Source organism: Vibrio sp. Vb1574, assembly GCF_033338675.1.
Genome location: NZ_JAWOTC010000037.1, coordinates 39,510 through 49,861 on the forward strand (window position 1 = coordinate 39,510; position 10,352 = coordinate 49,861).

At 45.5% G+C, this 10,352-nt stretch carries 12 protein-coding genes; 5 read left to right on the forward strand and 7 right to left on the reverse strand.

Annotated elements, in window-relative coordinates; translation table 11 throughout:
- From R7O12_RS18565 to R7O12_RS18575, 3 genes are all read left to right on the forward strand, one after another.
- The coding region (locus R7O12_RS18565) for a hypothetical protein (RefSeq protein WP_318126237.1) at window positions 1-602 on the forward strand (602 nt) is incomplete at its 5' end.
- A 108-nt stretch (window positions 603-710) separates the two neighbouring features.
- Entirely contained in the window at window positions 711-1,052 is a 342-nt protein-coding gene (locus R7O12_RS18570) for a hypothetical protein (protein WP_054577804.1), read from the forward strand.
- 139 nt (window positions 1,053-1,191) lie between these two features.
- A complete protein-coding gene (locus R7O12_RS18575; RefSeq protein ID WP_005373270.1) occupies window positions 1,192-1,947 on the forward strand; it encodes a PhzF family phenazine biosynthesis protein in 756 nt (251 codons plus the stop codon).
- A 69-nt stretch (window positions 1,948-2,016) separates the two neighbouring features.
- Here the strand turns inward: R7O12_RS18575 and R7O12_RS18580 are convergent, their stop codons facing one another.
- The 3 genes from R7O12_RS18580 to R7O12_RS18590 are packed head-to-tail and all read right to left on the reverse strand — an operon-like array spanning window position 2,017 to window position 4,566.
- The gene (locus R7O12_RS18580) at window positions 2,017-2,145 is read right to left on the reverse strand and encodes a DUF2474 domain-containing protein (RefSeq protein WP_005373267.1); all 129 of its coding nucleotides are present in this window, start codon (window positions 2,143-2,145) and stop codon (window positions 2,017-2,019) included.
- 20 nt (window positions 2,146-2,165) lie between these two features.
- Window positions 2,166-3,173 (reverse strand): cytochrome d ubiquinol oxidase subunit II, encoded by a 1,008-nt coding sequence (gene cydB / locus R7O12_RS18585; RefSeq protein ID WP_005373265.1) that lies wholly within the window; start codon window positions 3,171-3,173, stop codon window positions 2,166-2,168.
- Between the two features lie 28 nt (window positions 3,174-3,201).
- A complete protein-coding gene (locus R7O12_RS18590; protein ID WP_005373264.1) occupies window positions 3,202-4,566 on the reverse strand; it encodes a cytochrome ubiquinol oxidase subunit I in 1,365 nt (454 codons plus the stop codon).
- A gap of 136 nt (window positions 4,567-4,702) precedes the next feature.
- Here R7O12_RS18590 and R7O12_RS18595 point away from each other — a divergent pair, with 136 nt between their 5' ends.
- Complete coding sequence (locus R7O12_RS18595) at window positions 4,703-6,136, forward strand: PLP-dependent aminotransferase family protein (protein ID WP_318126242.1); 1,434 nt, start codon at window positions 4,703-4,705, stop codon at window positions 6,134-6,136.
- 9 nt (window positions 6,137-6,145) lie between these two features.
- Here R7O12_RS18595 and R7O12_RS18600 read toward each other — a convergent pair whose 3' ends face one another.
- Window positions 6,146-6,694, reverse strand: coding sequence for a sugar O-acetyltransferase (locus R7O12_RS18600; protein WP_005373259.1), 549 nt, complete (start codon window positions 6,692-6,694; stop codon window positions 6,146-6,148).
- 337 nt (window positions 6,695-7,031) lie between these two features.
- On the opposite strand from R7O12_RS18600, the gene R7O12_RS18605 reads away from it, so the two are divergent.
- On the forward strand, window positions 7,032-7,898 hold the full coding sequence (locus tag R7O12_RS18605) for a mechanosensitive ion channel family protein (RefSeq protein ID WP_318126239.1): 867 nt from the start codon (window positions 7,032-7,034) through the stop codon (window positions 7,896-7,898).
- 98 nt (window positions 7,899-7,996) lie between these two features.
- Here R7O12_RS18605 and R7O12_RS18610 read toward each other — a convergent pair whose 3' ends face one another.
- The 3 genes from R7O12_RS18610 to R7O12_RS18620 all read right to left on the reverse strand — a co-directional run.
- Complete coding sequence (locus tag R7O12_RS18610) at window positions 7,997-8,317, reverse strand: DUF1840 domain-containing protein (protein ID WP_005373256.1); 321 nt, start codon at window positions 8,315-8,317, stop codon at window positions 7,997-7,999.
- Window positions 8,318-8,490: 173 nt separating this feature from the next.
- Window positions 8,491-9,393, reverse strand: coding sequence for a hydroxymethylglutaryl-CoA lyase (locus tag R7O12_RS18615; protein WP_062731026.1), 903 nt, complete (start codon window positions 9,391-9,393; stop codon window positions 8,491-8,493).
- Window positions 9,374-10,352, reverse strand: a 979-nt coding sequence (locus R7O12_RS18620; protein ID WP_318126240.1) for a biotin/lipoyl-containing protein, incomplete at its 5' end; no start/stop codon positions are given. The genes R7O12_RS18615 and R7O12_RS18620, both read right to left, overlap by 20 nt.

Here is a 10,352-nt window from a genome sequence, read left to right on the forward strand (position 1 = left end):
CAGAGGGAAAAGTAGTGTTAGCGAAAGGTCCTTCAACTTTAAACTCAGGCACAGGTTTTTGTCTTGAACAAACGGGGAGCTCTGGTAAAGAATTTGATGAAATCGAGAACGCTTCATCGATTACATTGGATGCCGCAAATTATTTTAAACCTGAATACGTTGATAGGCTCACTCAACTTGCTACAGATATCCTTATCGAACGCCCTGGTATTACACTGCATGCACTTACCCTCGAAATAGCCAACCTACATGGCTTAACACGTACAAGCAAAAAGCAACTCGAGTATATGAGAAAAATACTTGATACTTTCGCTGGTATCAAAGAGAGCGATGGGTACTCTCCAACACTCTGGGTTTCGCCGAGTAATATGGTCGATTTGATTGAGTGGCGGGGTGTAGAGGCATTCGGTTATGAACGAAAGTGGAATGAGCTGTCGTATGTGGAGGCTTTGGGGCTTGCTAAGTTTGCGATTCAGAAGAACTCAGAAGCGCCAATAGATGTTATTTGCGATGAGTTAAATATTAAGAGACGTCATGAGACATCCTTGAACCAATTTGCTATTTGGCTAAAAACCGTTAATGAATTTGACGATCAGAAATAGCTAATACATATGCTTGTCAGGCCTGATGCCTCAAAGCTTAGGAACTGACAAGCTTTTCTCGAATCTTTTATATACGCAGTTAGATTAAATCATTAACAAGGATGTGTAATGAGAAATAGAAAATGGATATTTGCGGCTATTTTGCTTATTGGAGGACCTTCATTATTGCCCTTTAGTTTGGAAGTAATCTCAATAATTGAGCTGTTTGGTCTTTTGGGTTTGTGGACAATTTATTCATCTTACGCTGAATATTTGGCGAATCACCCTTGGTTTAAAAGAGGTCTGCGTTTAGCAACCAGTTGGGACTTTCAGCCTCAAATGCTGTTCTCTCTGAGAGAGCTTAGGGCATGTCCACAGTTAGTTTTCCACATGCTTCCTGTTCAAAGTGTGATGATCTGGGCTTTGAACATTATGTTTTGGGCGAGTGTGGCTTGGTGCTACAGAATTTAAGCGAACAAATTGTTCAAGAGGGGTTCGCAACGCATAGCATTTTTACTGTGCGTTGGTTTTAGTGATTAAGGCGGTATGCAGTGGTATCAGTATTGAGTCGCTCACCCGTCAACAAGACGCCAAACAGTAAGGATGATGGATGATTAAAGCACAAATATATGATGTATTTTGTGATGAGTTAGCTCAAGGTAACCCATGTGGCGTTGTCGAACTAAATCACTGGCTGAGTGATTCTGAATTACTTCAAATCACTCATCAGGTCGCTCAACCTGTCACATCATTTGTGGTTCGGTCTGGCACTGACTACCACATTCGCTGGTTTAGCCTAGAAGGAGAGATCAACCTATGCGGACACGGAAGTTTGGGCGCAGGCGCTGCAATCATTTCCAACTATCATCAGAATGAGATCATTCTAAAAAGCCAGTATGGCCATATTACCGTTACTGAACTTGATGGAATGTACAGGATCGTGATGCCAAGTTGGCAAGCCAAGCCTCATGCCATCCCCTTGGATATTTCAGGTTTTTCCAATCGCCCCGTAGATGCTTTTACAACGCGTGATTTGGTTGTTGTTCTCGAGTCCGAAGATGATGTTGTTCTCTATCAACCTAACTTTGATGAGCTGATTAAAATTGATGAGTTTCATGCGGTCATCGTGACGGCTCAAAGTTCTGATAGTGGCTATGTGCTGCGTTACTTTGCACCTAAAATCGGTATTTCAGAAGATCTTGCCACAGGTTCGGCTCAGTGCTCATTGGCGCCTTATTGGTTTGAAAAGCTAGGCAAAGAAAAATTGACGGCTCGTCAGCTATCTCGTGCTGGTGGTTATTTTGAAGTGGCTCGCGGTTTAGAATCTACGATCGTATTGTCTGCACACGTGAAAAGTCGGACTTGAATGCAAACGCCTCTAGCTCTTACACAAGATCTAGAGGCATCCATTTTTTATTGACTTAAAAGTGCCGAGCTAAGATTTTAACCCGGCAGCGGTCATCATGACGCGAAATAACATAGACACTAACCCTAATGCAGCGACGCTAACGACCCAAATTCCAACCATCCAAGCCCATTGGCGGCACCAATTTTTGATTTTCATACTCACTCCTTATCAACTCGTTAATGGTACGCTTCGCCTTCTTTTACTTTTCCGGAGAAGACGTAGTAACTCCAAAAGGTGTAAGCCAGAATGATCGGGATGATGATCACTGCTCCAACGAGCATAAAGCGCTGACTGCTTGCAGGAGCCGCTGCTTCCCATATTGATATGCTAGGAGGAATGATATTTGGCCAGATACTGATGCCAAGCCCAGCGAACCCGAGAATCACGATCACCAATGCCATCACGAAAGGGCTGCGCTCTTTACGCTTTTTAACGGAGTCGGCAATCTTCAAACATACCAGCCCAGTAATGACAGGTACGGGCAGTAAGTAGAACAAATTAGGCAGAGAAAACCATCTTTCCGCAATGGCAGGGTAAGCAAGTGGAGTCCAAGCGCTCACAATGACTAATGCGGAGATCATTGCCAGTAGTGTTTTGTTAGTGAAGCGGTACATCGTGTTTTGCAGTTCACCTTCCGTCTTCATGATGAGCCATGTGCTACCAAGCAGCGCGTACGTTGCGACTAAACCCAAACCACAAAAGATGGGAAAAGGGCTGAGCCAGTCGAGTTGGCTACCTACGAAGACGCGGTTTTCCACCGCAAAGCCTTGAATTACCGCGCCAACAACGATGCCTTGGAAAAACGTGGTTAAAATCGAGCCGACCATAAAAGAGCGATCCCAGAACTTTAAGTGGCTTTCCAATGCTTTAAAGCGAAACTCAAACGCGACGCCACGAAAGATCAAAGCAATCAACATCAACGTTAAAGGGATGGTTAGCGCTTCAATAATCACAGCGTAAGCCATCGGAAAAGCGCCAAATAGAGATGCGCCTCCAAGTACAATCCAAGTTTCGTTACCGTCCCAAACAGGTGCGACACTGTTGACCATGACGTCTTTTTGCTTTTCATCCTTGATGAAGGGCATCAGTACTCCAATACCCAAATCGAAGCCGTCCATGATGATGTACATCAAAGTGGCAAAAACGATGATCGCGAACCAAATCACGGATAAATCAAAATGCATATTTTCTACCTTCACTTTGTGACAAATTCTAAATGCGACCTGAAACGGTCGTCATGTCGTGCTCATCGTGTTCGATTGCATCGGGGCCTTTCTTGATTTGGTGGATCATGTAGTAATAACCAAAACCAAATACCAAGCTGTATACAACAAGGAAACACAGCAGGCTGATGCTCATTTGTAGGTCTCCGTGTGCAGAAACCGCATCACGCGTTTTTTGTACGCCATACACGACCCAAGGTTGCCGACCAACCTCTGTCGTAAACCAGCCAGCGAGTATTGCGATAAGACCAGATGGCCCCATAAACAATGAAAACTTGAGGAACCAACGCGAAGTATAAAGCGTGTTCTTTTTTCGTAACCATATGCTGTAGAAGCTCTGAAAAATCATCAGAAGTCCTAGCCCGACCATGATTCGAAATGACCAAAAGACGATAGGTGAGTTCGGTCGTTCCTCTTTCGGGAAGTCTTTCAGCGCCGGGATTGGCTCAGTTAAACTGTGGCGTAGGATCAAACTTCCTAAAACAGGAATTTCTAAGGCATAGTCTGTGCGTTCTTGTTCCATGTTTGGCATGCCGAACAATATCAATGGGGTTGGTTTGCCATCGCTGTTATCCCAATGTCCTTCGATGGCAGCGATTTTGGCGGGCTGGTGTTCCAGAGTGTTTAGCCCGTGCACATCGCCAATCACGGCTTGGAGTGGCGCAAGGAACACTAAGATCCCGAGCGACATCGAAAACATGGTTTTTACCGCAGTCGATTGATTGCCTCTCAATAAATGCCAAGCGGCTGACGCGCCTACAAAGAGTGCTGAACTGACGAAAGCCGCGACGCTCATGTGCGCCAAACGATAAGGAAATGAAGGATTGAAAACGATAGCAAACCAGTCGGTTGGCACCACACGTCCGTCGACAATTTCATAGCCTTGTGGCGTTTGCATCCAACTGTTGGAGGCGAGAATCCAGAACGTCGAAATGATCGTTCCTAACGCCACCATCGAGGTTGCAAAAAAGTGCAGCTTTTCGCCGACGCGACGCCACCCAAACAGCATTACGCCAAGAAATCCGGCTTCGAGAAAGAAAGCCGTTAACACTTCATAAGTCAGTAATGGGCCTGTGATAGAACCAGCGAAGTCGGAGAAACCACTCCAGTTGGTGCCGAATTGATAGGCCATGACAAGACCAGATACAACACCCATTCCAAAGTTAACCGCAAAAATTTTCGACCAGAAGTGATAGAGCTTTTGGTAATCGGGATTACGTGTTTTTAGCCATAAGCCTTCCAGCACGGCGAGATAGGTGGCCAAACCTATGGTGATAGCGGGGAAAATAATATGAAAGGATACCGTAAAGGCGAACTGTATCCGTGCAAGCATAAATGCGTCGAGGCCAAACATTAAACTTCCTTTGATCTTTTAAGTTTTATGAGAGAGCTATTTTAAAAGGAGCGGAATGAGGGAAGTAGGTACAGACAGTGACTATAAACCTATAACAGATTAAATATTGAAGTGTTATTATTTTGAATTCGGCTTTATGGAAGGGGATTTGCGTTTGGCGAAGTATCAAGAGTTAGTGGAACAGCTTAAAAGGCAGATAAAATCAGGGATATGGCATCCGGGTGACAAGCTGCCTTCGCTGCGTCGCCAATCTGAACACTCGGGTTTGAGCTTGATGACGGTGTTGCACGCGTATCAAATTCTGGAATCTCAAGGCTGGGTAACGTCACAGCCGCGATCTGGTTATCGAGTCGCGCCCAATATTAAGAGTTCAAATGAACCCCAAGCGCCAGCCGCGGTTTCGTGGACAGAGCAGGTAGACATCAATGAGTTTATCTTTGATGTTCTGCAGGCGAGCAAAAATCCATCCATGATCAATTTTGGCTTTGCCTATCCAGACCCAAGTTTGTATCCACGCTATCACGTGAATCGGGCGATGAGCGCAGCCGCTCGCAATATGCCGATTTCCACCACCTTTGATAACTTACCGCCGGGAAATGAACAATTACGCACCATCATCGCGAAGCGTTATGCTGCGAAAGGCATTGAAATTTCACCCGATGAAATTGTCATTACGGCAGGCGCGCTGGAGGCGTTAACGCTCAGTTTGCAAGCTTGTACAAGACCGGGAGATTGGGTGGTTGTGGAGTCGCCTGCATTCTATGGCGCTTTGCAATCCTTAGAGCGGTTAGGTTTGAAAGCGCTCTCAGTAAGAACAGACCCAGTCACGGGCACTGACCTAGACTCATTGGAACGAGCGCTGCAAACACACGATGTGAAAGCATGTTGGCTGATGTCGAACTTCCAGAATCCTCTGGGTTTTACGCTTTCCAACGAGAAAAAACAAAAGCTGATTGAACTGACACAGCGATATAACGTGCCAGTAATTGAAGATGATGTGTACAGCGAACTGCATGCCGAGAATGACTCGGTTTACCCACTAAGAATGTTTGATGACACGGGTAATACCATGTTGTGCTCCTCGTTTTCAAAATCATTAATCGCAGGGCTACGTATTGGTTGGGTTGCGGCGGGAAAGCGGGCGCTAGAGGTACAAAAGTTACAGCTAATGAGTACATTAGCGACGAGTGCACCAGTGCAAATGACATTGGTGCACTATTTAACAAGCCGCAATTATGAATCGCATTTGAAGCAGTTACGGAAAAAGCTGTTTGAACGTAAAAGTAAGATGACGGTTCTGCTTAGTGAGCTGTTACCTGAAGCAGTCAAAGTGTTAAGCCAAAGCGGTGGGTACTTTATTTGGTTAGAGCTCCCCAAGCATATTGATGCCTTGCCGATATATCGAGAAGCACTAAAAGGTAATATCAGCATCGCACCGGGAAAGATGTTCAGCCTGACAGAACAATACGATCACTGTATTCGTCTTAACGCTTCTTTTGAGCTCAATGACAAATATGTTCATGCTCTCAATCTGCTCGCTAATATTATTCGCGATCATTTGGCGAAATAGCGACTTTCTTCAGTTTTTTGGTTTAATGGAGCGCGCCGGATTTCCAACAACTCGATCGCCCGGCGCAACGTCTTTGGTTACGACAGAGCCAGCGCCGACGACGGCCTCATCACCAATGGTCACGCCTGGCAGTATGATAGCGCCCCCACCAATCCAAACGTTATTGCCGATTTTTACCGGTTTGGCGATCTCATCTCCGGCTAAGCGTCTTTGCGTATCGAGTGAATGAGCGGCTGTGTAAATTTGCACTCTAGGCCCAATCATGACGTTCGCGCCAACCTCAACCTGTCCATTGTCCAGAATAATGGCATCCCAGTTGATGTAGGTGTTTTCTCCGATGGACAAGTGACAACCGTAGGTAAGTTGTAGCGGTGGCTCTATACAGGCGCTATTTTTTAATTGGACGCCCATTTCCGCCAATAGCTGTCTACGGATATCTGGGTTTGGTTCGTGGTTAAACTGGAAGACAAGCTGCGCAGTTTTGGCGCGCATTAGCTTTAGTTCTTCATCCAGACAATTATAGGTTTCTCCAGAGCGCATCCGAGTCAGTTCTGACATAACAATCATTCCATCAATATAAATTGCAATAAGGTGCATAATAATAAGTGAGAGTGATTCGAAGTGAAAATTTGACGCTTAAAAATCAGAAAGTTATCACTGATTTGCCTTGCGTATCCAGTTGGTTGATTGGCTCGTTTAGTTCACAAAGACGTGCTCCCTAAATGGCTTAATCGGTTGAAGCCAAAGTGGGAAACCACTCGAAGCGTTTTACGTAGATTACAATATAGTTAATAAGAAGAACTTAGTTGAGCCGCTTGCGCTATCGATTGACCTAAAAATTTAAGACTTATGCGCTCTGGCTTGCTGGCAACGATGAATCAAGAGTGAGCACTTTATGTTCGAACGGGTCATTTCATTTTTAGAAACAACGCTGTTTACCTTTAACGAACAACCTATCACGTTATGGGCGATATTGATGGTGCCGACATGGGTGATTGTCGCTTTATGGTTATCAAAAATTTTGATCAAAACCGTTACGTCAAGAATGTCCTCATTGGGGAAAGACCCAAACGTGATTCATTTGGTTAAACGGATATTATTTGTCATCGCTCTCGCCATTATTTTTATGACCACACTTTCGATGATCAATGTGCCAATTACCGCGTTTGCCTTTCTGTCTGGTGCCATCGCTATCGGCTTCGGTTTTGGTGCGCAAAACATCATTAACAACTTCATAAGTGGCTGGATTTTGATTGGTGAAAAGCCAATTCGAATTGGGGACTTTTTAGAGGTTGAGGGCGCCAAAGGCACTGTCGAGCAAATAAATACACGTTCAACGAGAATCAGACGAACCGATGGTGTTCATATGCTCATACCCAACAGTCAGTTGATTGAGAACGTGGTGATCAACTGGACGTTATGCGACAGATTAGTTCGTGGCTCGGTCGTCGTCGGCGTCGCGTATGGGAGCGATGTCAAACAGGTTGCTGCCTTAATGGCGGAAGTGACTTCGCAGCAAGCGCAAGTTCTGAGTTCGCCAGTGCCAGATGTGTTTTTTCAAGACTTTGGTGACAATGCTTTGATCTTCGAATCTTATTTTTGGATTAACTCAACGGTTGAGGGCGGTATTCGCTCGGTCGCAAGTGCCATGCGTTTTGAAATCTACGAAGCTTTCGAAAAGCACGGCATTGAAATCGCGTTTCCACAACGAGATGTGCACATTGATGGGCAAATCAAGTTGTCTAGGGAGAGAAACGGATAGGGCGATAAGCGGTATTGGTGTTCTTATCTTGGTGTCGAGTAACCATAGCGAGGCGGTCACAACACGGATTCACCTCGCTAGAAACCAGTTTGAAGGCGTTATTGGTTGTCCCACATGACTTCGCATTCTTCTTTGATTGCTGATTTTAGCAACTCAATCAGTGGAAACGCTCTGCGTCCTAGGCTTACCGCGGGCTCTGCTTGTTCTTCCTCTTCGTCTACATCAGTAGGGAGGTTTTCTTCAGCTGCATTTTTCGCAGATAGAGCAGAAGTTAATCTTGATAGCGCGTCAGGAACATCTTGAGCGGAAATTGATCCCGGCACCGTGCCGCTGTGACCCATCATTTTGAGCATATCTAATGCAATATCACCAAACATTGTGACGTTTGAGTGGCTTCGACAACGAAATGTTATGAGCATTTACCTGATCCTGTTTTATATGTTCGGTTTGAAACTAAATTGTAGCTGAAATCAGATACTAATTAATGTGATGAAGACCGTTGAGCGTTAAGGTTTTTATGAGTAACAACAAAAAACGGGCACGTACGTCTGCATGCCCGTTGAAATACATTACCTGATTGGTTGTTGATGATTTACAAGCTATACGGATCGCCCAGAGCTAATGCGACCCTAGAAGCAGGAGACTTTCCTAACGCACGGCAAATTTGCCAACCCGCTTCATTGATGACGCCAAGGTCAACGCCTGTTTCAATCCCAAGTTGCTCACACAGATAAAGTACATCTTCCGTTGCAACATTGCCACTGGCTCCTTTCGCGTAAGGGCAGCCGCCGAGCCCCGCTACTGCGCTATCAATGGTGTTGATGCCCATTAACAAGGCTTGGTAGATATTGGCTAATGCTTGTCCATAAGTGTCATGAAAATGTACTGCGAGCGCGTCTTTTGGCAGTAGCGTTAACAACGAATCCAGCATGGCGATAACGCGATTAGGCGTTGCTTTACCGACAGTATCACCGAGCGAAATCTCATAACATCCCATATCAAACAACGTATTGGCGACCTTGGTAGTTTGCTCTGGCTTGATTACTCCCTCATATGGACACACCATGGTACAAGACAAGTACCCGCGTACAGGAATGTTGTGCTGGTTCGCCAATTCGATAACGGGTTCAAATCGAGCGAGACTTTCGGTAATGCTGCAGTTGATGTTCTTCTGGCTGAACGTTTCTGAAGCGGAGCCAAACACCGCAATTCGCTTTACACCGCTTTCCAGCGCACGTTCTAACCCTGCGAGATTTGGTGTGAGCGCGCTATAAACCACTTCAGGCTTTTTTGAGATACCAGCAAACACCTGATCGGAATCGGCCATTTGAGGCACCCACCTTGGAGAGACGAAAGATCCAGCCTCAATATGCTTTAAGCCACTGCTGCTTAGTTGGTTAATCAAACGGATTTTATCAACCAGCGTCACTGCCGTTTCATTTTGCAGACCATCACGAGCGCCGACTTCGACGATATTAACCTTCGCTGGTAGCATATTCGCGCTCCTTATCTTCACTGACGTTATCCGATATCAAAGACAAATTCAGCAGGATGGAACCGTGCTGTACTTGGTCCCCGTGCTGATAAAACAATTCGTCGACTTTTGCTGCTACCGGAGCCGTGATGGTGTATTCCATTTTCATTGCTTCGAGTACCAAAAGCGGATCGCCCGCCGCCACTTCGTCACCTTTAGCCACCATAACTGCTGAAATTATGCCGTTGAGTGGTGCGGTTGGACTTAGTTCATCATCTACATCTTTTGCAGAGTCAAAGTTAGGTTGATGAGCGAACGTGCGCTGCTGACCAAGATAAAATAGTGTTGTCTTTTGTTCGTTGCTAAGTGCATTAAAGGTGTAACGCACATTATCAATATCGACGATAAACTGGTTGTCACTTTCAAGCAGGATGACCTGATGCAGCTCCTCACCACATCGGACAGTGAAGTGAGTTCCTGTATCTTGCGATGATTGTTGCAAACGTACCTGATGGTTGGCATTGGCATCCGTGAAGTTAAATCGGTAAACGTTGTCAACTGACAGTCTAAAACCTCGTCTGGTTGGCGCGGGTAACGTTGAGCTGTCTGATTTTGAAATGAGATCATTCCAGCGAGCAACCGCCGCCAATGTAAGCCAGATTGAATCCGACACGTCTTGCTGCTCATTTATGCCTTGTTGATGTGTGACGATGAAACCTGTATCGAGCTCAATCTCGGCAAAGGCTGGCTGCGAAATAATACTGTGCAGATAACCAATGTTTGTCGTTACTCCACGTACGTGATATTGAGTTAACGCCTGCTTAATCTGCTTTAGAGCGATATCACGAGTTTGCCCCCAGACGATCAGTTTGCTGATCATTGGATCGTAATATTCGCTGATGCTATCGCCTTGGGTAACACCACTATCAACGCGTACGCACGCTAGGCGCACACTACTGTCTGATACGGGTTCTTTTAAG

Excerpts from the sequence above, each read along its gene's own strand:
- R7O12_RS18570 (WP_054577804.1), top strand. The coding sequence starts at position 711 with ATGAGAAATAGAAAATGGATATTTGCGGCTATTTTGCTTATTGGAGGA.
- R7O12_RS18575 (WP_005373270.1), top strand. The coding sequence starts at position 1,192 with ATGATTAAAGCACAAATATATGATGTATTTTGTGATGAGTTAGCTCAA.
- R7O12_RS18580 (WP_005373267.1), bottom strand. The coding sequence starts at position 2,145 with ATGAAAATCAAAAATTGGTGCCGCCAATGGGCTTGGATGGTTGGAATT.
- cydB (WP_005373265.1), bottom strand. The coding sequence starts at position 3,173 with ATGCATTTTGATTTATCCGTGATTTGGTTCGCGATCATCGTTTTTGCC.
- R7O12_RS18590 (WP_005373264.1), bottom strand. The coding sequence starts at position 4,566 with ATGTTTGGCCTCGACGCATTTATGCTTGCACGGATACAGTTCGCCTTT.
- R7O12_RS18595 (WP_318126242.1), top strand. The coding sequence starts at position 4,703 with ATGGAAGGGGATTTGCGTTTGGCGAAGTATCAAGAGTTAGTGGAACAG.
- R7O12_RS18600 (WP_005373259.1), bottom strand. The coding sequence starts at position 6,694 with ATGTCAGAACTGACTCGGATGCGCTCTGGAGAAACCTATAATTGTCTG.
- R7O12_RS18605 (WP_318126239.1), top strand. The coding sequence starts at position 7,032 with ATGTTCGAACGGGTCATTTCATTTTTAGAAACAACGCTGTTTACCTTT.
- R7O12_RS18610 (WP_005373256.1), bottom strand. The coding sequence starts at position 8,317 with ATGCTCATAACATTTCGTTGTCGAAGCCACTCAAACGTCACAATGTTT.
- R7O12_RS18615 (WP_062731026.1), bottom strand. The coding sequence starts at position 9,393 with ATGCTACCAGCGAAGGTTAATATCGTCGAAGTCGGCGCTCGTGATGGT.